20 protein-coding genes and 2 pseudogenes are annotated in these 23,506 nt (G+C 64.4%); 5 read left to right on the top strand and 17 right to left on the bottom strand.

Going from position 1 to position 23,506, the window contains the following annotated elements; genetic code table 11:
• The first annotated feature begins 6 nt into the window (after positions 1–6).
• Positions 7–837, top strand: coding sequence for an enoyl-CoA hydratase (locus AB8Z38_RS26555; protein WP_369720683.1), 831 nt, complete (start codon positions 7–9; stop codon positions 835–837).
• Positions 838–996: 159 nt separating this feature from the next.
• Here AB8Z38_RS26555 and AB8Z38_RS26550 read toward each other — a convergent pair whose 3' ends face one another.
• The gene (locus tag AB8Z38_RS26550) at positions 997–1,620 is read right to left on the bottom strand and encodes an N-acetyltransferase family protein (RefSeq protein ID WP_369720682.1); all 624 of its coding nucleotides are present in this window, start codon (positions 1,618–1,620) and stop codon (positions 997–999) included.
• Between the two features lie 70 nt (positions 1,621–1,690).
• Positions 1,691–1,894 (bottom strand): DUF1127 domain-containing protein, encoded by a 204-nt coding sequence (locus AB8Z38_RS26545; protein WP_369720681.1) that lies wholly within the window; start codon positions 1,892–1,894, stop codon positions 1,691–1,693.
• Positions 1,895–2,004: 110 nt separating this feature from the next.
• Between AB8Z38_RS26545 and AB8Z38_RS26540 the strand changes: the two genes are divergently transcribed.
• Both AB8Z38_RS26540 and AB8Z38_RS26535 read left to right on the top strand, forming a co-directional pair.
• Positions 2,005–2,904 (top strand): transcriptional regulator GcvA, encoded by a 900-nt coding sequence (locus tag AB8Z38_RS26540; RefSeq protein ID WP_369720680.1) that lies wholly within the window; start codon positions 2,005–2,007, stop codon positions 2,902–2,904.
• Positions 2,905–3,045: 141 nt separating this feature from the next.
• Positions 3,046–4,392: an MFS transporter gene (locus tag AB8Z38_RS26535; protein WP_369720679.1), complete on the top strand. Its 1,347-nt coding sequence runs from the start codon at positions 3,046–3,048 to the stop codon at positions 4,390–4,392.
• Positions 4,393–4,508: 116 nt separating this feature from the next.
• Here the strand turns inward: AB8Z38_RS26535 and AB8Z38_RS26530 are convergent, their stop codons facing one another.
• Genes AB8Z38_RS26530 through AB8Z38_RS26520 form a run of 3 tightly spaced genes read right to left on the bottom strand, consistent with a single transcriptional unit; the run spans position 4,509 to position 7,113 of the window.
• On the bottom strand, positions 4,509–4,922 hold the full coding sequence (locus AB8Z38_RS26530; RefSeq protein WP_369720678.1) for a Rieske (2Fe-2S) protein: 414 nt from the start codon (positions 4,920–4,922) through the stop codon (positions 4,509–4,511).
• Positions 4,922–6,031, bottom strand: coding sequence for an amidohydrolase family protein (locus AB8Z38_RS26525; RefSeq protein WP_369720677.1), 1,110 nt, complete (start codon positions 6,029–6,031; stop codon positions 4,922–4,924). The genes AB8Z38_RS26530 and AB8Z38_RS26525 overlap by 1 nt, the downstream gene beginning before the upstream one ends.
• A gap of 23 nt (positions 6,032–6,054) precedes the next feature.
• The gene (locus tag AB8Z38_RS26520) at positions 6,055–7,113 is read right to left on the bottom strand and encodes an amidohydrolase family protein (RefSeq protein ID WP_369720676.1); all 1,059 of its coding nucleotides are present in this window, start codon (positions 7,111–7,113) and stop codon (positions 6,055–6,057) included.
• Positions 7,114–7,279: 166 nt separating this feature from the next.
• On the opposite strand from AB8Z38_RS26520, the gene AB8Z38_RS26515 reads away from it, so the two are divergent.
• Complete coding sequence (locus tag AB8Z38_RS26515; protein ID WP_369720675.1) at positions 7,280–7,762, top strand: CinA family protein; 483 nt, start codon at positions 7,280–7,282, stop codon at positions 7,760–7,762.
• 168 nt (positions 7,763–7,930) lie between these two features.
• Here the strand turns inward: AB8Z38_RS26515 and AB8Z38_RS26510 are convergent, their stop codons facing one another.
• From AB8Z38_RS26510 to AB8Z38_RS26455, 12 genes and pseudogenes are all read right to left on the bottom strand, one after another.
• Positions 7,931–8,212: a DUF1488 family protein gene (locus AB8Z38_RS26510; RefSeq protein WP_369720674.1), complete on the bottom strand. Its 282-nt coding sequence runs from the start codon at positions 8,210–8,212 to the stop codon at positions 7,931–7,933.
• Between the two features lie 80 nt (positions 8,213–8,292).
• A complete protein-coding gene (locus AB8Z38_RS26505) occupies positions 8,293–9,762 on the bottom strand; it encodes an AMP nucleosidase (protein WP_369720673.1) in 1,470 nt (489 codons plus the stop codon).
• A 184-nt stretch (positions 9,763–9,946) separates the two neighbouring features.
• Positions 9,947–11,281 carry an HlyD family type I secretion periplasmic adaptor subunit gene (locus AB8Z38_RS26500; RefSeq protein WP_369720672.1) on the bottom strand — a complete coding sequence of 445 codons (1,335 nt, stop codon included), beginning with the start codon at positions 11,279–11,281 and terminating at the stop codon, positions 9,947–9,949.
• On the bottom strand, positions 11,278–13,026 hold the full coding sequence (locus tag AB8Z38_RS26495) for a type I secretion system permease/ATPase (protein ID WP_369720671.1): 1,749 nt from the start codon (positions 13,024–13,026) through the stop codon (positions 11,278–11,280). Before AB8Z38_RS26495 ends, AB8Z38_RS26500 begins: the two co-directional genes overlap by 4 nt.
• A 263-nt stretch (positions 13,027–13,289) precedes the next feature.
• Positions 13,290–13,559, bottom strand: coding sequence for a GlsB/YeaQ/YmgE family stress response membrane protein (locus AB8Z38_RS26490; RefSeq protein WP_369720670.1), 270 nt, complete (start codon positions 13,557–13,559; stop codon positions 13,290–13,292).
• A 201-nt stretch (positions 13,560–13,760) separates the two neighbouring features.
• On the bottom strand, positions 13,761–14,750 hold the full coding sequence (locus AB8Z38_RS26485; RefSeq protein WP_369720669.1) for an ABC transporter ATP-binding protein: 990 nt from the start codon (positions 14,748–14,750) through the stop codon (positions 13,761–13,763).
• Entirely contained in the window at positions 14,747–16,162 is a 1,416-nt protein-coding gene (locus AB8Z38_RS26480) for an amidase (RefSeq protein WP_369720668.1), read from the bottom strand. The genes AB8Z38_RS26485 and AB8Z38_RS26480 overlap by 4 nt, the downstream gene beginning before the upstream one ends.
• A complete protein-coding gene (locus tag AB8Z38_RS26475; protein WP_369720667.1) occupies positions 16,159–16,356 on the bottom strand; it encodes a hypothetical protein in 198 nt (65 codons plus the stop codon). The genes AB8Z38_RS26480 and AB8Z38_RS26475 overlap by 4 nt, the downstream gene beginning before the upstream one ends.
• Positions 16,353–17,410, bottom strand: a pseudogene (locus tag AB8Z38_RS26470) (ABC transporter ATP-binding protein). Before AB8Z38_RS26470 ends, AB8Z38_RS26475 begins: the two are co-directional and overlap by 4 nt.
• A 185-nt stretch (positions 17,411–17,595) precedes the next feature.
• Positions 17,596–18,498 carry an ABC transporter permease gene (locus AB8Z38_RS26465; RefSeq protein ID WP_369720666.1) on the bottom strand — a complete coding sequence of 301 codons (903 nt, stop codon included), beginning with the start codon at positions 18,496–18,498 and terminating at the stop codon, positions 17,596–17,598.
• A 162-nt stretch (positions 18,499–18,660) separates the two neighbouring features.
• On the bottom strand, positions 18,661–19,614 hold the full coding sequence (locus tag AB8Z38_RS26460; RefSeq protein ID WP_369720665.1) for an ABC transporter permease: 954 nt from the start codon (positions 19,612–19,614) through the stop codon (positions 18,661–18,663).
• A gap of 193 nt (positions 19,615–19,807) precedes the next feature.
• Positions 19,808–21,461, bottom strand: a pseudogene (locus tag AB8Z38_RS26455) (ABC transporter substrate-binding protein).
• A 212-nt stretch (positions 21,462–21,673) separates the two neighbouring features.
• On the opposite strand from AB8Z38_RS26455, the gene AB8Z38_RS26450 reads away from it, so the two are divergent.
• Complete coding sequence (locus AB8Z38_RS26450; RefSeq protein WP_369720664.1) at positions 21,674–23,269, top strand: ABC transporter substrate-binding protein; 1,596 nt, start codon at positions 21,674–21,676, stop codon at positions 23,267–23,269.
• The last annotated feature ends 237 nt before the right edge of the window (positions 23,270–23,506 follow it).

Genomic DNA, 23,506 nt, shown 5'->3' with positions numbered 1-23,506 from the left:
GGAACGATGACCACGGAAACCAGCATCGACACCGGCACTAATGAATTGCTTTGCGTCGTCCGCGACCGCGTCGCGGTGATCACGTTGAACCGGCCGGAGGCGCGCAACTCGCTGTCGGACGCGCTGACACCGGCGCTGCGCACCATGATCCGCACCTGCGGCGAGAATCCCGATATCGGCGCGTTGCTGATCACCGGTGCCGGCGAAGCGTTCTGCGCCGGCGGCAACGTCAAGGGCATGGGCGCGCATCGCGACCCGAAGAAGCTCGAGATGTCCTTTGACGACAAGGTCGCCGATCTCCAGGAGCGGCAGCGGCTGCTCACCGGCGCGCTGGTCTCGGTCCGCAAGCCGACCATCGCCGCGCTGCCGGGACCGGCGGCGGGCGCGGGACTTGCCATTGCCATGGCCTGCGACATCCGCATCGCCGCACAATCGGCCTTCGTCGCCACCGGCTACGCCCGCATCGCGCTCAGCGGCGATTACGGCATGGCCTGGCTGCTGACCCGGCTGGTCGGGACCGCGCGGGCGCGCGAATTGATGTTCACCGGCGACAAGGTCGACGCCGCGCGCTGCGAGGCGATCGGTCTCGTCAACCGCGTGGTGCCTGACGACAAATTGCAGGAAGAGGCTTTTGGGCTTGCAAAGTCGCTCGCCGAAGGCCCGCGCCTCGCGCTGCGTTACATGAAGGACAATCTCGACGAAGCCCTCCAGTTCGACTTCGAAACCGCGCGCGACCACGAGGCCGAGCGGCTGGTCCGTCTGACCACGACCGCCGATCACAAGGAGGCCGTGCAGGCCTTCATCGAGAAGCGCAAGGCGGTGTTCACGGGGAAGTAGCTGGCCGTTCGTAGCCCGGATGGAGCGCAGCGTAATCCGGGGCGCTTGCGAATGTGGCACGAATCCCGGATTGCGCTGCGCTCCATCCGGGCTACGCAGCAAGCGTGAAAGCAAAAAAGCGCCCGGCCCTGAATCAACAGAGCCGGGCTTGCAGTGGTGTCAGACCGAGGCTGAGGGGCTTACGGTCTGACGGGAAAGCGCGGCGAGACGCCAGCTGGCGCAGGGAATGTCCTTTGGCGCGACATTGATCTCCTTGTCGAAGCGCACCAGTTTCCAATCGTCCGGATGATTGACGAAGGCGAAGCCGGATTTGCGCGCAAGCGAGATCATGGCCTGGTTGGAGCGCAGCGTGTCACCGAAGATGTGCGCGGCGCCCAGCGCAGCCGCACGGCAATCCAGGTTCTTGAGCAACGCGGTGGCGATGCCGTGGCCCTGCCAGCGATCGGCGACCGACAGGCCGAATTCGACCGTCGCGGATTCCGCGTGGAGAGCGTAGCGGGCTTCGGCGACGATGGTCTCGAAGCCGTCGATCATCCTGGTCGCAACCACAGTGAAACGTTCGCGCTCGCCGACCTGGAGGAAGTCGTGCAGCAGGCCCATGGGCAATTCGCTGATCGCGCCGAAGAAGCGGTTGTAGCGGGAGCGGGTCGTGAGCGAACGGAAATAGTGCTGAAGCTCGTCGGTGTCGCGCGGCTCGACGAAGCGGACCTTGAGCGCGTCACCCTGCCGTGTTCGCAACGTGTCCGAATATTGCTTCAGGTCTTCGAAGCGAAGAATGCTCATGACATCGGCCTCAGGAGAAAAAAGGAACGCCGGCGCCCCTGTGATCAGGCGGCGCCGGCCTGGCGGCCAATCAGGCCCGCCAGAAGGGTTTGTCGGCTTCATCGGCGATATCGCTCCAGGACAGGCCGACGTCGTGGAGATCGCGGGCGGTCCAATTGGTCAGCTCGCGGCGGGTGCGGTAGCGCTCATGCCAGACATGCAGCGTCTCCCCGATCTGGGAGAGCAGGCCCGGTGCATGATGATTTGTCATCGAATTATCGGTGCAAGTGGACATTTTCAGCTCCTTGAGCTAAATTCCAGCGGAATATCGGCCTATACGCGGCCTTCGACAAACGACAATTTGTACTCCTTCGCATGCAATAAGCTCATGCATCCTGCTGCCAAATGACTGCCAGATTGCCGTCCCTGAACGGATTGCGGGCGTTCGAGGCTGCCGCGCGCCATCTCAGCTTCACGCTGGCAGCGGTCGAACTGAACGTGACGCAGACCGCGATCAGCCACCAGATCCGCAGGCTCGAGGAGGAACTCGGCATTCGCCTGTTCATCCGGCAGAACCGCGCGCTGGCGCTGACACCGGAGGCGCGCGAGTACCTGCCGGGCATTCGCGCCGCCTTCAACGACCTCCGGCTCGCGACCGACCGCCTGCTGCGCAAGGACGACGACAAGGTGCTGACGATCTCGACGCTGGCATCGCTCGCCGCAAAATGGCTGCTGCCGCGGCTGACCGATTTCCAGGAGGCCCATCCCGGCATCGACGTCCGCATCACGACATCGACGAGCCTCGTCGACTTCCAGCGCGACGACGTCGACGCTGCGATCCGCTACGGCCGGGGCCAATGGCCGGGCCTGCGCGCCGACTGGCTGATGGCCGACGAGTTGTTTCCGGTCTGCAGTCCGTCGCTGCTGCGCGGCGAGAAGCCGTTGCAACGGCCCGAGGACCTGACGGGCTATCCGCTGCTGCACACATCCAACGCCAACAGCGACGACTGGCGGCTGTGGCTCACGGCGGCGGGCCTGCCCGTCGACATCTCCAAACAGCCCGGCATCACCTTCGACATGATCTTCATGACCATCCAGGCCGCGATCGACGGCATCGGCGTGGCGATGGGACGAACCTCCTACGTGCAGGACGACATCACCAAGGGCCGGCTCGTTGTCCCCTTCAAGATCGCGTTGCCGGCCGATGCGGGCTTCTACCTGGTCTCGCCGGAGGGCCGCCGCGAAGCCCCAAAGCTCGCCGCCTTCCGCCAATGGATAATCGTGGCGACGCAGAATAAAGCCTGAAAAATCATCAGCTTCCGCAGCAAAACAAGTTGACTCGCGGCGCCTCGCGCGGAGGGGTAAGCCGGATTGTCACAGCAACAATCTGTCGCCTTGCCGTGAAAATGGATTCCGGTCCGGCCACGTCCGAAGGGGAGAAACGCCATGGCTGGACCAGCAGCATCAACCAATCCGCCCAGGATCAAGTCGCGCATCGGCGCGATCCTGCGCGCCACCAGCGGCAATTTCCTCGAGCAGTTCGACTTCTTCCTGTTTGGATTTTATGCGCAGGATATCGCAAAGGCGTTCTTCCCCGCCGCAGACGAGACCGCAGCTCTGCTCAATGCTTATGGCGTGTTTTGGCTCGGTGCGCTGATGCGTCCCGTCGGCGCGATCGTCCTCGGCTCCTATATCGATCGCATTGGCCGTCGCCAGGGCCTGATCGTCACGCTCGCGCTCATGGCGCTCGGCACAGTAGTGATCGCCTTCTGCCCGTCTTACGCAGCGATAGGTGTCGCTGCCCCCGCGATTGTGCTGATCGGCCGATTGATTCAGGGCTTCTCCGCCGGCGTAGAACTCGGCGGTGTCTCTGTTTATCTGTCCGAGATCGCGACCCCAGGTAACCGCGGCTTTTACACCTCGTTCCAATCTTCCAGTCAGCAGGTAGCGATCTTTGTTGCAGCGATCATCGGCTTCATCTTGAGAGAAGCCGTGCCGGCCGACACGTTCCTGGATGCGATCGGGGGCATCGCGAAGTGGCGCATCCCGTTCTTTGTCGGCTGTATCATCATCCCCGTCATTTTCATGTTGCGGCGTTCGCTCGAGGAAACCCCGGCGTTCCTGGCCATGAAAAAGCATCCGACCGCGCGCGAGGTGTTCGCGTCGGCGATCGCGAACTGGCGCATCGTCATTCTCGGGATGATGATCGCGGTACTGACCACGACGACCTTCTACTTCATTACGGTGTATGCTCCCGGTTTCGGCAAGCAGCTCAACCTTTCGCCGCAGGGAACCCTGCTCGTGACCCTTCTCGTCGCGGTCACCAACTTCATCTGGAATCCGGTTGGCGGCGCAGTCTCTGACCGGATCGGCCGCAAGCCGGTGCTGGTGACCATCGCGATCCTGGCATTCTTGACTGCATACCCGGCGCTGTCCTGGCTCGCGGCAGCGCCCACTCTCGGGAAACTGCTGGCAGTCCAGATGATGTTCTCGTTCTACTTTGGCGTTTACAGCGGCACGATGCTGGGATGTCTGGTCGAGATCGTGCCGGCACATGTCCGTACCACCTGTTTCTCCATCGCTTTCGCATTGGCTGCAGGTATCTTCGGCACGTCCACCCCGGCCGTGGCAACCAAGCTCATCGGCATGACCAACGGGGACAAGGCCTCGCCGGCGTACTGGCTGATGTTCGGCGCGGCGCTCGGCATCATCGGCGCGCTCGTCGTCTATCGCGACGGCGGCAAGGCGGTGAGAACGTATGACGCGGTGATCGAGCCGGTGGCGGGACACTGATCGTCATTCCGGGGCGCCCGAAGGGCGAGCCCGAATCCATTTCTCAGAGCATTCCTGCGGCACGATGGATTCCGGGCCCGCGCCAAGAGGCGCGCCCCGGAATGACAGCGGCCGCCCTACAGCTCCACCACCACGTAGTCCCTTTCGACCTTCACCGGTATGGTCTCGGCGACATACGGCCCCTTCACCACACTCGCGCCCGGCTCGACATGTGCCGGATACGCCTTGACCCGAAAGCGGCGGGGGTCGCAGTAGGATTGGCCGGTGCGGACGTCGAACTCCCAGCCATGCCAGGGGCAGCGGATGATCTCCCCGAGTTTGGTGTATTCGATCTCGCCGGGGTCGCTCGATTGCGCAAGGCCGATCAGCGGGCCCTCGCATAGCGCTGCGCCCTGATGCGGGCAGCGGTTCATCAGGCCGAAATATTCGCCCTTGATGTTGAAGACCGCGATCGGCCGTCCGTCGATCTCCAGAAATTTTCGCGTGCCCGGCGGCAGCTCGTCGACCGGACCAATAACGTGTCTCGCCATCAGCAAATGCCGTAGAGCTTCTTGGCATTGCCGAGGTAGAACGCCTCGCGATTGGCCTCGCTGACGCCGGGCGGCAGCACGCGCGAGGGCTCGTCATAGTCCCAATGCGGATAGTCGGTCGCGAACAGCAGCCGGTCCCAGCCGATCCATTTGATGACGTCGAACAGATCCTCGCGCCGCTCCGGATCTTCCATCGGCTGCGTCGTCCACCACACCTGCTCGCGGATATATTCCGACGGCGGCCGCTTCACATGCGGCACCTCGCTGCGCAGGCGCTGCCAAACCTTGTCCAGCCGCCATCCCAGTGAGGGCGCCCAGCCGAAGCCTGCCTCGATCATCACCATCTTCAGTTTCGGGAAGCGCTCGAACACGCCTTCGAGCACGAGACTCGCCAACGCGGATTGCTGGCACTGCGAGTGGCCAACCATCTCCTCGATGTAATAGCTCGGCCAGCCCGACGGCGTGATCGGGTTGCCGCCGAAGCCGAAGGCGTGGACGCCGACCGGCAGCCCCGCTTCCTCCGCAGCCTGATAGATCGGCCAGTAGCGGCGCTGCCCGAGCGGCTCGACATTGCGGCTGAGCAACAGCACCTGCACGAAGTTCTTGTCACCGGCGCGCTCGCGGATCTCGGCGGCCGCCGCCATCCCGTCCTCATTGCCGACGACAATGGACGCCTTCAGGCGCTTGTCCTTGGAGGTCCATTTGTCGATCTGCCAATCGTTGATCGCCGAGCACAGGGCGGCCGAGAGCTCGTGGTTGCGGATGCCCTGCCCGGTGTTGAGCGGGTTGAGCACGCCCAACTGCACGTTATTGGGATCGAGCAACTGCTTCTGCATGAAAGACAGCGAGGAGCCCTGCGGGCCGCCTTCGGGTGGATAGGCATCGCGGCGCGAGGCGTTGGGCTGCGCCTTGGGATAGGGCGGGCCTTCCATCATCCCCTGATAGGCATGGACGCCGTAGATCTCGAGATGATGCTGCCAGCGTTTGGCGAGATAGGGATAAAGTTCGGTTCGGGTGGCGCGCGCCGGATGGATGTCGCAGTCCGCGATCGCGGTCTTGGCGGTGACGGGGGAAGCGGCTTCGGTGCTCTCGCGGAACTGGATATTCATCGCCTTGCCTCCTTTGGCAGCGGCTAAGTCAGGCGGGGATAGGTGGCGTGTGGATTATCGATCATGATCTTGCGCACGAGATCGGGAGTGAGCCCTTTGGGCAGCGCATCCTGGCCGTCGAACTGCCAGTGCGGATAGTCCGTGGAGAATAGGACCAATTCGTCCGACTGCATATGATCAAACAGGCGAATTAATGTCGCTTCATCTGGCGGCGCATCAAATGGCTGTAACGAGAAGCGGATGTTGCTACGCACAATCTCCAGCGGCGCGCGATCGACCCAGGGCGTTTCCATCCGCACCCCTCGCCAGAACTTGTGCAGGCGCCAGAGATAGGGGGAAATCCAGGAGATTCCGGATTCCAGCATCACCATCTTCAGCCGCGGGTGCCGGACAAACACGCCCTCGACGATCAAACTGGTGAGCTGGGTCTGGAACGCCTGCGCCTGACCGACATAATCCTCGATGTGATAGGAACCCCAGCCCACCGCGGTCGGCGGATTGTGATAGGCGGAGCCGGCGTGGATGCCGACCGGCAGCTCCAGGCGTTCCGCCGCCTCGTAGATCGGCCACAGCGCGCGCTTGCCGAGCGGCGTGTCGCCCATCACCAGCATCAGCACCTGCACGAAACGCTTGTCGGGCGCGCAACGCTCGATCTCGGCGACGGCCTTCTCGACGCTTTGCGTCGGGATCACGATCGAGCCGCGCAGCCGCGGATCGCGATCGAGCCATTCCTTGGCGAGCCAATCGTTCAGCGCACGGCAGAAGGCGGGTTGCAAATCCTCGGAAAACACCATCTGCACGCCGTAGAGCGGATTGCAGATGGCATGGTCGACCCGGAAGGCATCGAGCACATGGCGCTGCATGTCCGCGATGGCGGAGCCGGGCTTGCCGGATTCGGGCCGCCAGTCCGGCCGCGCCGTGATCGGCGAGTTTTGCGGATAGGATTGCGAGATCAGATCGACCATGCCGCGCGTCATCACCTGATCACGCCAATAGTCGTTCAGGTACGGCAGCAGGCTGGTCAGATGCGGCACGGCCGGATGCACATCGCAATCCACCCCGCCAGCGATCAGGGACGCCATGACGTCTCCCTTACGTGTCCTCGTCGCGTTTCCCTTGCGCAGCGCTTCCTCGCGCCGTCTTGCGTTCCACTATTCAAGCAGGCCTGCCCGTCGTCCGCAACTCGGCCAATGGCGCTGTCATATGCTAGGAAGGCGCGGCTCGGTTGCGAAGATCAGAGGTGCAGGGATGAAAGAGCTGGTTGGCATTGCGGAACAAATCGCAGGCAGACTGATTGCGTGCAAGCAGACCATCGCGGTCGCGGAATCCTCGACCGGCGGCCTGATCTCGGCGAGCCTGCTCGCGGTGCCCGGCGCGTCGGCTTATTTCCTTGGCGGCGCCGTGGTCTACACCCGCGACGCGCGCCGCGTGCTGATGGATATTTCGGACGAAGGAATGAAAGGCTTCCGTTCGTCCTCGGAGCCTTATGCGAAACTTCTGGCGGAGCAGATGTGCGGCAGATTCGGCTGCGACTGGGGCCTGTCCGAGACCGGCGCCACCGGTCCGACCGGCAACCGCTACGGCGATGCCGCCGGCCATAGCTGCATGGCCGTCGCGGGGCCTGCGGCCGAGGTGATGACGCTGGAGACCGGCAGCAACGACCGGCTTGCGAACATGCAGGCGTTCGCGGCGACGGCGCTGAAGCTGCTGCTGCGGAATTTGTCGGAGTAACTGCATCGTCAACTCAAGTGAGTCGGGAAAGCCTCCCCAAAAGCTCGCTGTCATGCCCGCGAAGGCGGGGCATCCAGTACGCCGCGGCCTGTCGATTGAATCACAACCGTCTCGGAGTACTGGATCGCCCGGTCAAGCCGGGCGATGACAGCGGAGGTCGGGTCGACGTTACCTTCCCAAATGCCGCATGAAAATCCGCACGATGTAACCCTTGAAGCGCGGCGCCTCGTCGTAGAGGTCCGACGCGATCCGCTCGATGGTCTCGCGCAGCGACACGAACTGCGCCTGCCGTGCGCTGCTCTCGGTACCCTGCATGCCCGCAAGCTCATCCATCGCGGCATCGCTGATCTGGCATTGCACGATGTCACCATCGCCGTCGCTCAGCATGGTGAAGCGGAAGGCCAGCCGTTCGAGGTCATGGCCAATGATCCTGTCGCGCGTCAGCGGCATCTAATCGTCCCGGTCGAGCGCCCCCGCGCGGGACAATGCTGAAAATCTCTCCGCTTGTCAGCAGCAAACGGGCCTTCGTCCTACTGAAACGCAACCTCGGCGAAACTGCGCAGCTTGCGTGAATGCAGCCGCTCCGATTCCTGCTGCTTGAGCCGTTCCAGCGCCTTCAGGCCGATTTCGAGATGCTGGCCGACGCGGCGGCGGTAGAACTCGCTGGCCATGCCGGCAAGCTTGATCTCGCCGTGCAGAGGCTTGTCGGAAACGCAGAGCAGCGTGCCGTAGGGAACGCGAAAGCGGTAGCCGTTTGCCGCGATCGCCGCCGATTCCATGTCGAGCGCGACCGCGCGCGATTGCGACAGGCGGCGAATGACCTCCGGCCCGCTGATCTCCCAATTGCGGTTGTCGACGCTCGCGACGGTTCCCGTGCGCATCAGCCGCTTGAGTTCGAAGCCTTCGAGCCCCGTGACATCCTCGACCGCCTCCTCGAGGGCCACCTGCATCTCGGCGAGTGCCGGGATCGGCACCCAAAGCGGCAACTCGCGATCGAGCACGTGATCCTCGCGCACATAGCCGTGCGCGAGCACGTAGTCGCCGAGCCGCTGCGTGTTCCGCAATCCCGCACAATGCCCGAGCATGAGCCAGGCATGCGGCCGCAGCACCGCGACATGGTCGGTGACGTTACGCGCGTTGGACGGTCCGGTGCCGATGTTGATCAGACTGATGCCGCGATAGCCGGGCTCGACCAGGTGGAAGGCCGGCATCTGCGGCGCACGCGCCGGGGCAACGCCTGTCGTCGCGCCGCCGCTGCGCGTGATCACATTGCCCGGCGCAACAAAGGCATCAAAGCCGGCCTCGCCGGACTGGAGGCGCTGCTGGCACAGCTGCGCGAAGGCATCGACATAGAACTGGTAATTGGTGAAGATCACGAAGTTCTGGAAATGCTCAGGGTCGGTGCCGGTGTAGTGATAGAGCCGGCGCAGCGAGTAATCGACGCGGGCGGCGCGAAACAGCGACAGCGGTTCGGGCGCGCCGGGCTGAAGCTCGAACGTGCCGTCGGCGATGGCATCGTCCATGGTGGCCAGATCAGGCACGTCGAACGCATCGCGCAGCGATCGCGTCACGGCCGAGTTCTCGCTGGTGCTAATGGCAGCTTCGATGTTGATGTCGCGGCGATAGGCGAAGTGGACGGGGATCGGCTCGCTGGACTCGCCGATTTCGACTGGCACGCCGTGGTTCTGGATCAGCAAACCGATCTGCTCGGTGAGATAGGTCCGGAACAAATCCGGCCGGGTCACGCTGGTTTCGTGCACGCCGGGCCGGGCGACGAAACCATAGGCCAGACGCGAGTCGAGCCGCGCATGCGTCGCGGTCGTGACGCGGACAAACGGATAGTAAGCCCGCGCCCGCGTCGTGATCGCCTCGCCGCCGACATAGGCTTCGAACCGGTCGCGCAGGAATTTAGTGTTGCGCTCGTAGATCTCTTCGAGACGGGCGACGGCCGCAGTCGCGTCGGAAAAGGCTTCGGTGGCGATGGAGGGAGGAGATTGCATGGTTCGACCGCGGATGGTTGAGCGTGAGTCGAACTATAGCAAGAAACAAGGTGCCGTAGGGTGGGCAAAGCGAAGCGTGCCCACCATCAACCTTGGGGAACGAAAATGGTGGGCACGGCGCTTTGCGCCTTTGCCCACCCTACGGGACCGTCACGCCGCGGCTTGATCGCCGCGCCGTCGCGCGTCACTTCTCCCGGAACGCCCGCATGAACTGATCGTGCAACGGTTTCATCAAATAGGACAGCATGGTGCGGTCGCCGGTCTGGACGAAGGCTTCCGCCGGCATGCCGGGGATCAGCTTGGAGTCGCCGAGCTTGGCGACCTCTTCCGCGGACATCGACACGCGGATGGTGTAGTAGCTCTGGCCGGTGCGCTGGTCGGTGGTGACGTCGGGCGAGACGCGGGTGACGACGCCGTTGAGTTCGGGCGTGGTCCGCTGGTTGAAGGCGGAAAGACGCAGCAGCGTCTTTTGGCCGATCTGGAGCTTGTCGATATCGACCGGATTGACCTTGGCCTCGACCTGGAGATCGTCAGCCTGCGGCACGATCAGCATCAGGGCATCGCCGGCAGTCACGACGCCACCGACCGTGTGAACGGTCGATTGCAGCACCATGCCGTCCTGCGGCGCGCGGATGTCGACGCGGCGGAGCTGATCCTCGGCCGCGACCTTGCGCTCGATCAACTCGCCGATCTTGTCATTGGTCTCGCGCAAATCTTTCGAGACCTCGCTCACCATATCCTTGTCGACCTGGATGATCTGGAGCTCGGTCTCGGTGATCTTGCCCTTGGCCTGGGCCCGCGACGCGATGTACTGCGCACGCTCGCCGTTGAGGCGGGCGCTGTCGCGCTCGAGCGTGGTCAGGCGCGAGATCTGCACCAGATGCTTGTCATAGAGGTCGCGCACACCGACCAGCTCTTGCTGCACCAGCGCGATCTCCTTGTCCTTGGCTTTCTCTTGCGCCGCGAGGCCATCGATCTCCTCGTTGAGCTGCTGGATGCGCTCGCGAAGCTGCGCCTTCTGGCCCGCGCGGCCGTTGACGCGGACGTCGAACAGCTTGGTTTCGGCGGAGAGCAGCACCTTGACGTCGGGATCGTCGGCACGATCGAGCAGCGATTGCGGAAACTCGATCTTGTCCAGCCCGCGCTGCTCGGCCTGAAGCCGCGCCGCGCGCGCCTGCGATGCGTCGAGATTCTTGGTGACGATGGCGAGGTTGGCCTTGGTGACAGTGTCGTCGAGCCGCACGACGATATCGCCCGCCTTGACCACGTCGCCATCGTGCGCGCGCACTTCGCCGACCACACCGCCGGTCGGGTGCTGCACCTTCTTGACGTTGGATTCGACCACGATCTGGCCGGGTGCGATCAGTGCACCGGAAATCTGCACCGTTGACGCCCAGCCGCCGAGGCCGACGGCCAGAACCAGCACGATCCCGAGGCCGAGCATCAAGTGAAACCGGATCGAGTCCCGCACGGTCCGCTTCGCGCCCGGCTTTGTGCCGGCAATCGTCATCGTGCTCATGATTTGGCCACTCCGCCTTCGCTGACGATCTTGATCGGCGCCGGCGGCGCGACGCGGGGCTGGAGCACCTGGGCGAGCACCTGCTCCTTCGGGCCGAAGGCCTGCATGCGGCCGTCGCGCAGCACCAGGATCTGGTCGACCGCCTCGACGCCGACCGGCCGGTGCGCCACCACGACCACGATGGCGCCGCGCTCGCGCGAGGCACGGATGGCGCGCGTGAGCGCCTCGTCACCTTCGGTGTCGAGATTGGAATTGGGCTCGTCCAGCACGATCAGGAACGGATTGCCGTAAAGCGCGCGCGCAAGCGCCACGCGCTGCGCCTGGCCTGCCGAGAGCGAGGTGCCCTGCTCGCCCACCTGGGTGTTGTAACCCTCGCGCATCTTGATGATCATCTCGTGCACGCCGGCCTGTTTGGCCGCGGCAATGATGCCGTCAGACGTCGCCTCCGGATCGAACCGGCTGATGTTCTGCGCGATGGTGCCGCCGAACAATTCGACGTCCTGCGGCAGATATCCGATGTGGCGGCCGAGCGCGTCGGACGACCATTGGTCGAGCGCCGCGCCGTCGAGCCGCACCTTGCCGCGCACCGGATGCCAGACGCCGACCAGCGCGCGGATCAGCGACGATTTGCCGGAACCGCTCGGCCCGATCACGCCGAGGCCGTTGCCGGCTTCGAGGGCAAACGTGACGTCCTGCACGATGAGACGCTGGTCGCCAGGCGGCACCATCGCGACGGCTTCGACCGAGAGCCGGCTGGCGGGTGCCTGCAACTGGGTCGGCAGCGCCTGCGCCGGCATCTGCTCCAGGAGGCGGCTGAGGCGATGCCAGCTCTGGCGTGCCGCGACAAAGGACTTCCAGTGCGCGATCGCAAGATCGACCGGCGCCAGCGCACGGGCGGACAGGATCGAGCCTGCGATGATGATGCCGGCAGTCGCCTCCTGGTGGATGACGAGATAGGCGCCGACCGCGAGCACGGCCGATTGCAGCATCATGCGCAGCACTTTTGCCACCGCGCCGAGACCGCCGGCGACGTCGCTCGCACGCTGGTTGCCGGCGAGATATTTTTCGTTGGCCTCGCTCCAGCGCTGATTCAGCCGGCCGGCCATGCCCATCGACACCAGCACTTCGGCATTGCGGCGGCTGGACTGGGCGAGATCGTTGCGCTGGGCGGCAAGGCCCATCGCCTCTTTCGCCGGCTGGCGCGACAGAAACTCGGTGACCACCGTCAGCGCCACCAGGATGACGGCGCCGATCAGCGCGGTGAGGCCGATCATGACGTGGAAGGCGAAGCAGATGGCGAGATACAGCGGCAGCCAGGGCAGATCGAAGAACGCGCTCGGTCCCATGCCGCCGAGGAAGGAGCGGACGTTGTCGAGGTCACGCAGCGGCTGCAGTCCCTCGTTGCGGCTGCCGACCAAGAGCGGCAGGCGCACGATGGTGTCGAACACGCGCTTGTTCAGGGCTTCGTCGAGCGCCGTACCGATCCGTCCCAGGATGCGGTTGCGGATCATGTCGAGCACGCCCTGCGCTATATAGAGGCCGCCGGCGAGGACGATGAGGCCGACCAGCGTCGGGATGCTGCGGCTCGGTAGCACCCGGTCGTAGACTTCGAGCATGAAGATCGACCCGGTCAGATAGAGCAGGTTGATCATGCAGCTCATGAAGCCGAGCCCGATCAACGCCGTGCGGCAGGCACGCAGCGCATCACCGAGCTCTGAACGGCGGAGGCCGGGAACGGCTGCCATCAGTCTGATCTCTTTCGGATGAGGGGCAAACCCCCCTGATTTCAACGGCACGTCGAGGACTACTCGCCGCGGATTAATATCGCGTTTTCCGCGTGCAACGCAGTCGGCTGAATCCGGGACCTTGGTCGGCCACGTCTACCCCGGATGGTCTAATGCGCAAGTCCGGTATTCCACAGTCTTTGTGGCTTTTCATAGCAAAAAAACGACGCCTCCCCCCGGCTTGGGGAGAGGCGCAAAGTTCCGATCGACTGGACGTGCGAGCGCTAGAACCGGCCGCCGCCGCGCACCAGCCGCACCACCAGCAGCAGGATGATCGCGCCGATGGCCGAGTAGATGATCTCCGAGACCAGCCCGAGGCCCAAGTGGATGCCGAGCCGCGGGAACAGGAAGCTGGCGATAAACGCGCCGGCGATGCCGATCACGATGTCGCCGATGATGCCGAACCCTGTTCCGCGCACGACCTTGCCGGCGAGCCAGCCGGCCACCAGGCCGACGAACAGGATGATGATGAAGCTTTGGCCAGAAATATACATAAGTTGAAGTCCCTCTCCGTGAACGAGGAGCATGGAACCGCAATCGGGATGAACGGGGTGTGAATACAGGTTCCCGCGCTTTCGGAGGCCCCCGCGCAGGCAAAAATGTCGAAAACAACCCCATGCACAGTAGAACGGGTCTCCGCCGACCGCGCCCGATGGAGTGTGACAACCCGCTGCTGGTGCGGGGAATTCCCGGGATCAGGCGCGCTCCGGCGAGGGCGCGGCCACCGAGGCTGCCAGCACGCACCGGGCCGCCCTGCCCGGTCCCACCTCGACAGTCGCAGGCAACTGCTCCAGGCAGCGCGGCTGCGCCACGGTGCAGCGCGGGGCGAAGGAGCAATTGTGCGGCCTCTCGGCCAGCGAGGGTGGGGTGCCGGGGATGGTCTCGAGCCGCTGCCCCCGCTTGGCGCCATGGATGGTGGAGGCGAGCAGGCCCTTGGCGTAGGGATGCACGGGGGAGCGGACGATGTCGCGAAGGGTCCCCTGCTCCACGATCTGGCCGGCATACATCACCGCGACGCGGTCGCAGATCTCGACCGCAACGCCAATGTCGTGGGTGACGAAGATGACGGACATGCCGAACTCGCGCTGCAACTCGCGCAGCAGCAGCAGGATTTGGATCTGCACGGTGGCATCGAGCGCCGTGGTCGGCTCGTCCGCGAGCAGGATCTTCGGCCGGCAGGCCAGCGCCAGCGCGATCATGGCGCGTTGGCGCATGCCGCCACTCATTTCGTGCGGATAGGCGTCGAGCCTTCGCTTGGCCGAGGGAATGCGCACGACCTCGAGCATATCGAGCGCCCGCGCGCGGCCCTCCGCGTGCGACTTGCCCTCGTGGCGCACCACGCTCTCGGCGATCTGTGCGCCGATGGTGTAGACCGGATCGAGCGCCAGCGCCGGCTCCTGGAAGATCATCGACACAGTCTGCCCGCGGAACGACGACAGCTCCTCGTCGTTCATGGCGAGCACGTCACGTCCCATGACATTGACTGCGCCCGAAATCTGCGTGCGCTTCTTCGGCAATAGCCGCATCAACGCCCGCAGAGTCACGCTCTTGCCCGAACCGGACTCGCCGAGCAGCCCCAGCACTTCGCCGTCGCCGAGCGAGAGGCTGAGATCGTTCACGGCATAGACCGCGCGCTCGCCGGTGAAGCGGATGTTGAGGCCTGAGATCTCGACGAGCTTTGTCATGACGGCAATTTGGGGATCCGGTCGTGATAATCGGTCGCGCGCTGGAACGCGGCGCCGATGGTGAGCAGGGTCGCTTCGTCGAAGGAGCGGCCGATCAGCTGCATGCCGATCGGCAGGCCGCTTTTGGTGAAGCCGGAGGGAACGGTGAGCGACGGCAGGCCGAGATAGTTGACCGGACGGGTGAACAGCGTCAGCCGCTGCAACAGCGCCGGCGCATTCGGTCCGCCACCGACGTCGCTTTCCGCGATCGTCGGCGCCGGCACGGGCGATGCCGGCGCGATCACCGCATCGACGCCGACTGTAGCCGCATTGTGCGCGGCAAGCGCCGGCCCGCGCCAGCGCATCGCCTCGAGATAGGTGATGGCGGGAACGGCAAGGCCGTTCTGAAGCCGCATCAGGACCTGCGGGCCGTAATCCTGCGGCCGCTCGATCATCCAACGCTTGTGGAAGGCGGCGGCTTCGGCCGCGAGCACGAGCTGGCTTGCCGCGGACAATTGCCGCTGGTCAGGCAGCTCGACGGTGACGATGTCGGCGCCCTCGCGCTTGAGCACCGCGATGGTCTCGTCCAGCACGCGCGCGACCTCGCCGTCGAGATCATCGACATAGAAGGAGGCGGGCACGCCGATCTTCAGGCCTTTCAGCGAGCCCCTGGTCGCGGCGACATAATCCGACAGCGGCTCGTGGCTCGCGGTCGAGTCCTCGGGATCGGGGCCGGCCATCACCGCCAACAGTAGCGCGCAATCCTCGGCCGTGCGGGCGAGCGGGCCGACAGTGTCGAGCGATTGCGACAACGGCATCGCACCGGCGCGGCTGACGCGGCTCCAGGTGGTCTTCAGCCCGGTGACGCCGCAGAAATGCGCGGGCATGCGGATCGAGCCGCCGGTATCAGAGCCCAGCGCTGCATAGGTCAAGCGCGCCGCGACCGCCGAGCCGGAGCCGGACGACGAGCCGCCGGTGATATGCGCGACATTCCAGGGATTGCGTACCGGACCATAGTGATGGTTGTGCCCGGTCGGGCCGTAGGCGAATTCAGCCAGATGCAGCGTGCCGAGCCGGACCTGGCCGGCATCCTTCAGCCGCTGCAAGGCGGTCGAGGTCGTGGCCGCCACGAAATCGCGGCGGATCAGCGAGCCGCAAGTCGCGACATGCCCCGAATCGTAATACATGTCCTTGTGCGCGAGCGGCACGCCGTGCAGCGGGCCGCGGACGATTCCCTTGGTAAGCCAGGCGTCGGCGGCCACGGCCGCCTTCAGCGCGGCTTCCGATTCGATCGACATGAAGGCGTTGAGATGCGGCTGCCACTGCGCGATGCGGTGCAGCAGCGCGCGCGTCACCTCCTGCGAGGAGACCTGCTTCATCGCGATCGCACGCGCGACCTCGGTGAGCGTCATCAAGGCGGGCTCGGTGCTCATTTTGACACCTTCGCGGTCTGTGCGAGCACGTAGGAAGCCGGTTCGAGGTCGAAGGGCAGCGTTCCGGCGATGGCCGCGAAGCCTTCGAACGCAGGTCCGATGGAATTGGAAATGCGCGTTGCGATCTCGTCGTCCACGGGAATGCCAGCGAGCTGTGCGATCGGCTTGATCTCTTTCGGTGTCGGTCTCGTCATGCGGTCTTCTCCCTGGGCGCGCGGCTATGGCCTGAACCCGGAATCGCCATGTAGCAGGCAGCCTCGTGGCCCATTGTATCGAGCGCGGTGAGTTTTGGTGTCGCATTTGCGCAGAGCGGCTCCGCAAACGGGCAACGGGTGTGAAAGCGGCAGCCCGGCGGCGGATCGATCGGATTGGGCGGATCGCCCGTGATCGGCGGCGTCTCGGTACGACGGTCCGGATCGGACGACGGCATCGCGGCCAGGAGTGCGCGCGTGTAGGGATGCGCAGGCCTGTCCCAGACCTGATCGACCGGGCCGAGCTCGACGACCTCGCCGAGATACATCACCAGCACGCGATCGCTGATGTAGCGGACCACGTTGAGGTCGTGGCTGATGAAGAGATAGGTCAGGCCGAACTCGCGCTTGAGATCGGCCAGCAGATTGAGCACCTGCGCCTCGACGGATTTGTCGAGCGCCGACACCGCTTCGTCGAGGATCACCAGCCGCGGCGACAGCGCCAGCGCCCGCGCGATGTTGACGCGCTGGCGCTGGCCGCCGGAAATCTCGTGCGGATAGCGGTTGGCGAAATTCGCCGGGACCAGGCCGACCTTGCCGAGCAGCTCGCGCGCCAGGATGCGCGCCGCGCCATCGGCCATGCCGTGAACCTTCGGGCCGAACGCGATGGATTCCTCGATGGTGAGGCGCGGATTAAGCGAGGCGTAGGAATCCTGGAACACCATCTGCATGCCGCGGCGCAGTTCGCGCAAGCTCAGCGACGGACCGACGGCCATGCCGTCATAGATGATGTCGCCAGTATCGCGCGGCATCAGATGCATCAAAAGCCGCGCGGTGGTCGACTTCCCGCAGCCGGACTCGCCGACGATGCCGACGGTCTCGCCCTTGGCGACCGAGAAGGAGACATTGTCGACTGCGCGCACGGTGCGCTTGGCGGCGAACAGCCCCCGCGCACCGGAAAATGCTTGGTCAGGCCATTGACCTTGAGCAGCGGCTGCGCGAGACCGCCGCGATCCTCGACGGGCTTCAGCATGGCGATCGGCTCAATCGTTGTCATCGCGGCGGTCTCCCACCTCTCCCCAACGGGGAGAGGTCGCGCCGAAGGCGCGGGTGAGGGGGCGCGGCAAACTCGAAGCAGTCTAACCCCTCACCCGGATTGCATCTAGCGATGCAATCCGACCTCTCCCTTCGGGAGAGGTGTGGCACCGAGGCCCTGGCTGTCTGCATCGCTCTCATCATTCTCTAATTCCTGATGTCCATGGCGCTGCGCAGACCGTCCGAGAGCAGATTGAAGCAGATCGAGACTGCGAAAATCATCGCGCCGGGGAGCGCTGCGACCCAGGGATTGACGTAGATGGCGGTCCGCAGCGTGTTGAGCATCAAGCCCCATTCCGGCTCCGGCGGCTTGGTGCCGAGGCCGAGGAAGGAGAGACCGGCCGCCAGAATCATCGAGACCGAAATGAGACTGGTGGCATAGACGAAGATCGAGCCCAGCACGTTGCCGAGGATATGCACGCGCATGATGGTGAAGGGGCCGGCGCCGGAGGCGCGCGCGGCCTCGACGAAATCCATGTTGCGCACGCCGGTGGTGACGCTTTCGGCGACGCGGGTGATCTGCGGCACGAACACGACGGTCAGCGATACGATGGAATTGAGGATGCCGGCGCCGAGCGCGCCGGAGATCGCGATCGCCAGCAGCACGGATGGAAAAGCGTAGAACACGTCGATCGTGCGCATGATCGCGGTGTTGAGCTTGCCGCCGACATAGCCGGCGACGAGGCCGAGCGAGGTGCCGATGCCGAAGGCGAGGATCACGGGCAGGATGCCGATGACCAGCGACAGCCGCCCGCCATAGATCAGCCGGGCCAGCATGTCGCGGCCGAGTTCGTCGGTGCCGAGCGGATAGCCTGATGTGCCGATGTGGCGGAGGCGGCGGATCATCGAGCCCTTGTAGGGATCCTCCAGTCCTAGCCACGGCGCGAGGATCGCGGACAGAAAGATCAACAGCAGCACAAGCGCGCAAGCCATGCTGACCTTGTCGCGGGCGATACGGCGGCCGACAGTCGCCCAATAGCCGCGCGCCCTGGTCGCAGGCGCTGCCTGCAGCGCGGCGTCGGCGGTCACTTGAAGTGGGAGCTCGCTCATCACCGCAACTTCCAACGTCGTCCCGGCGAAGGCCGGGACCCATAACCACGAAAGGTAGTTTGGCGAAGACTCGTGGTTGCCGTCTCGTCCCACAGCCGCTTACTGGGGTTATGGGTCCCGGCCTTCGCCGGGACGACCCTGAATGTGTGCCACCTCATCCCGCTAGCCCCGCTTGATGCGCGGGTCGATCGCGGCTTGGGCGATGTCGACCAGCAGATTGAGGAAGACGAAGAACAGCGCCAGCACCAGGATCGTACCCTGTAACAGCGGCAGATCGCGCTGGAAGATCGCCGAATTGAGCAGGAAGCCCGAGCCCGGCCAAGAGAACACGGTCTCGATCAGGATCGAGCCGCCAAGCATGTAACCCAGTTGCAGCCCCATCACCGCCAGCGCGGTCGGCGCGGCGTTCTTGATGACGTGGCGGAACACGCCGGTTTCGTGCAGGCCTTTTGCCCGCAACGCCTCGACGAAATCCTGCGAGAGGATGTCGCCGGTCAGTGCGCGCACGGTGCGGGTCACGATGCCCATCGGGATCACCGACGTCGTGATCGCCGGCAGCACCAGATATCTCAAATGCGCCCAGTCCCAGGCCCAGGAGCTGGAGCCGTTCGGCCCGGCGCCCACAGCGGGCAGCCAGTTCAGCTCGACCGAGAAGATGATGACGAGCACCATGCCGAGCCAGTAATGCGGCACCGAGACGCCGGCGATGGCAAATGATGTGGCGAGCTTGTCGATCCAGGTCTCACGGAAATAGCCGGCGACCAGGCCGAGCAGGATGCCCATCGTGAAGCCGATGATCCCGGCGGCAATCGCCAGCGTGACGGTGTTGCCGACCGCGCGCATGACTTCGGCGAGCACCGGGCGGCCAGTGGCGATGGAATTGCCGAGATCGCCGTGAAGGGCGCGGAGCAGCCACAGACCGAACTGCACCGGCAGTGGACGGTCGAAACCGTAAGCGGTGCGCAGCTGGGCGGCGAGCTCCTGCGAGGCATCGGCCGGCAGCACCGCGACCAGTGGATCGCCCGGCGTGATATGCACGAGCAGAAAGCACACCAGCGCGACGCTGATGACGATCGGAACGACGTAGACGATTCGTCTGGCGATATAGGCGAGCACGTTGTTTCTTTTCTTCCCTTCTCCCCCTGTGGGAGAAGGTGGCGCAAAGCGCCGGATGAGGGGTTCTGTCCGCGAGTACAGACATTTCAAATCAGAGAGAGGAGTTCGCGGAGAGAACCCCTCACCCGGCTTCGCTTCGCGAAGCCACCCTCTCCCACAAGGGGGAGAGGGTGCAGTGTGCGTGTGGCGCGAACTACTGCATCGACACCAGCGAGAAGTCGATGAACCAGCTCTTCGGCTGCACCACGCCCGTGACCTTCGGGCTCATGGCGCGCGGGCCGACGTCGTGGGCGACGTAGAGGAAGGCGGCATCGTCGACGGAGGCTGCGTGCAGCTCGGCGAGCGCGGCGTCGCGCGCGGCAGGATCGAAAGTCTGCCGCGCCTTCTTCACGAGCTCGTCGAACTTGGGATTGTTGATGAACCCCCAATTGTTCGAGACCGGCGGCGCCATGCCCGATTGCAGGAAGCGCACCAGCGCGAAGAACGGGTCCATCGCCGCATAGGTGACATTGGTCGCGTTCGCGCCGTTGGCCGACGGGTCCTTGGCGCCGCGGCGCCAGTTGGTGAACAGCGTATTCCACTCGATGACGTCGAGCTGCACGTCGAAATAGCATTCGGCCAGCGCCTGCTGGAGATATTCGTTCATCGCCAGCGGCTGCATCTGCCCCGACCCGGACGCGGAGGTCTGGGTCTTGACCGTCAGCTTCTTGTTGGGACCGAAGCCGGCCTCCTGCATCAGCTTCTGCGCGGCCGCCTTGTCATACTTGATCTCGAAAGTCGGTTTTCCCCGCCAGGGATGGCCTGGCTCGAAGGTGCCGGTCGCAGGCACCATCAGCCCCGCGAGCAATCCGTCCTTGAGGCCTTCGCGATCGATGCAGAGGTTTGCCGCCTTGCGCACGCGGATGTCGTTCCAGGGCGAGCCTTCAATACGCGAGAACTGCCAGGGCCAGACCATGCGGTTGCTCGTTGGCGTAGAGCTTGAAGCCGCGCTGCTTGAGTTCGGGCAACGCATCCGGCGCCGGCGCCTCGACCCAATCGACCTGTCCGGACAGCAGCGCCGCGGTGCGCGCGTTGGCCTCCGGCATCGGCAGCAGCACCATCTTGTCGACCTTGGGCACACGCGCCTTGTCCCAGTAATTCGCGTTCTTGACCAGTTCGAGCCGCTCGCGCGGCGTGAAGGCCGCCATCTTCCAGGGGCCGGTGCCCGCGGCGTCCTTGGCGAAGGCGGTCCAGGCGGCCTGCGACTTTGCCTTGGCGTCGGCGCCTTCGGCCTTGTCGTAGAAATGCTGCCACTTCGCCGGGCTCGCCATGAAGAGGTTGGTGAGGTTGATGGGCAGGAAGCTGTCGGGCTCCTTGGTGGTGAGCTCGACGGTCATGTCGTCGAGCTTCCTGGCAGAAAGGAGCGTCGGCATGCGCGACGCCGTAACGCCGACCTGGCTCGGATCGAACTGCGGGGCGTCCTGCTTCAACACCTTCTCGACATTCCACACCACCGCATCGGCATTGAACGGCGAGCCATCATGGAAGGTCACGCCGGGGCGCAGCTTGAAGGTCCATTTGGTCTTGTCGGCATCGTCGACCTTCCACTCGGTCGCAAGCCCGGGGATCACCACGCTGGCCTTGTCCGCGGAAGACAGGTCCCAGCCGGTGAGCGCGTCATACATGGTCAGGCCGGTGAAGCGGTTGCCTTCAAAGCCCTGATCGGGCTGGCCCAGCGTGCGCGGAATATCGGCAGCGGTCATGCCGATGCGCAGCACGGTTTCGGCAGAGGCGGCGCGCGGCCATGCGGCGGCCGTCGTCAGCGCCAGCGCCGCAATCAGCGCCGCGCGAGTTGTCTTGATGAGCATGGCCTTGGTCCTTTTCCGGCTTTCGATGATTAATTTTGATGCAAACGTATGCAATGGCTATGCCAGTGGGGAAACTTATTCTGCAAATTGCCCCTGCGACGACAAGTCCTTGTGATCAAGCCTCCGCAAAAGTGCCTTACTGCCTATTCTGGCATCAAGCTTGCAAGTTTGGCCCCGAATTTGTCTTGAGTTTTTCCTTGGAGCTTTGGGCCATGCGTCATCGATTATCGACCTGTCTCGCCGTGCTCGCGCTGGCGTTGTCCGCAATCTCCGCGCACGCCGAAACCGTGGTGCGCTACGGCATCTCGATGGCGGACATTCCGCTGACCACCGGCCAGCCCGATCGCGGCGCCGGCGCCTATCAGTTCACAGCCTATACCATCTACGATCCGCTGGTCGCCTGGGAGATGGACGTCGCCGACCGCCCCGGCAAGCTGGTGCCCGGCCTCGCCACGGAATGGAAAGTCGACGACACCGACAAGACCAAATGGCGCTTCACGCTTCGCAAGGGGGTGAAGTTTCACGACGGCAGCGAGTTCAACGCCGATGCGGTGATCTGGAATCTCGACAAGGTGCTCAACGACAAGGCGCCGCAATTCGACAAGCGCCAGAGCGCGCAGGTGAAGACGCGGCTGCCGTCGGTCGCGAGCTACGCCAAGATCAACGAGTCCACGATCGAGATCACGACCAAGAAGGTCGATTCCTTCTTCCCCTATCAGATGCTGTGGTTCCTGGTGTCGAGCCCCGCGCAGTATGAAAAGCTCGGCAAGGATTGGGACAAGTTCGCAAGCCAGCCCTCGGGCACCGGCCCGTTCAAGCTCACCAAGCTGGTGCCGCGCGAGCTTGCCGAGCTCAGCAAGAATCCGGACTACTGGAACGCCAAGCGCATTCCAAAGGTCGACAAGATCGTGCTGGTGCCGATGCCGGAAGCGCTGACGCGCACTAACGCGCTGCTCGCGGGGCAAGTCGACCTGATCGAGACGCCGGCGCCGGATGCGGTGCCGCAGTTGAAGGCCGCAGGCATCAAGCTCGTCGACAACGTCACGCCGCATGTCTGGAATTATCATTTGAGCGTGCTGCCAGGCTCGCCCTGGACCGACATCCGCCTGCGCAAGGCGCTCAACCTTGCGATCGATCGCGAGGCGGTGGTGGGCCTGATGAACGGGCTTGCCAAGCCCGCCAAGGGCCAGGTCGACCCGTCGAGCCCCTGGTTCGGCAAGCCGAGCTTCGAGCTGAAATATGATCCGGCTGCTGCGAAGAAGCTGGTCGAGGAAGCCGGCTACTCTAGGGACAAGCCGCTGAAGGCGACCTTCATCATCGCGCAGGGCGGCACCGGCCAGATGCTGTCGCTGCCGATGAACGAGTTCCTGCAACAGAGCTTCAAGGAGATCGGCATCGACATCGAGTTCAAGGTGGTCGAGCTCGAGACGCTCTATACGCACTGGCGCAAGGGCGCGGCCGACGAGATCAACGCCGGCATCACCGCCAACAACATCGCCTACGTGACATCAGATCCGCTCTACGCCATCGTCCGCTTCTTCGCCTCCGACCAGATCGCGCCGGTCGGCGTCAACTGGGGCGGCTACAAGAACCCGAAGGTCGACGCGCTGATCAACGAAGCCAAGCAGACCTTCGATGCCGCCAAACAGGACGATTTGATCGCACAGGCGCATGCCTTGATCGTCGACGATGCCGTGCTGGTCTGGGTCGTCCACGACACCAACCCGCACGCGCTGTCGCCGAAGATCAAGCAGTTCGTGCAGGCGCAGCACTGGTTCCAGGATCTGACGACGATCGGGGTGGAGTGAGGCGGGAGACTCGGCCGCGTCAAACACCACTGTCGTCCCGGCGAAGGCCGGGACCCATAACCACAAAATTGGATTTGGCGACGAAAGCCAATTCCGATCTCGTGCAACTACTTCTGCTGCGGAGTATGGGTCCCGGCCTGCGCCGGGACGACAGTTGGTGTGACGCTTGAGCAGACATCGTAGGCTGGGCAAAGCGACTTGTCCGCCGTAGCTCGCAGAGCGAAGGCGGAAGCGTGC

The organism is Bradyrhizobium sp. LLZ17 (genome assembly GCF_041200145.1).
In the GTDB taxonomy this organism is placed as follows: Bacteria; Pseudomonadota; Alphaproteobacteria; order Rhizobiales; family Xanthobacteraceae; genus Bradyrhizobium.
Note: the sequence above shows the minus strand (reverse complement) of the source record. Positions and strands in the feature narration are given on the sequence as shown.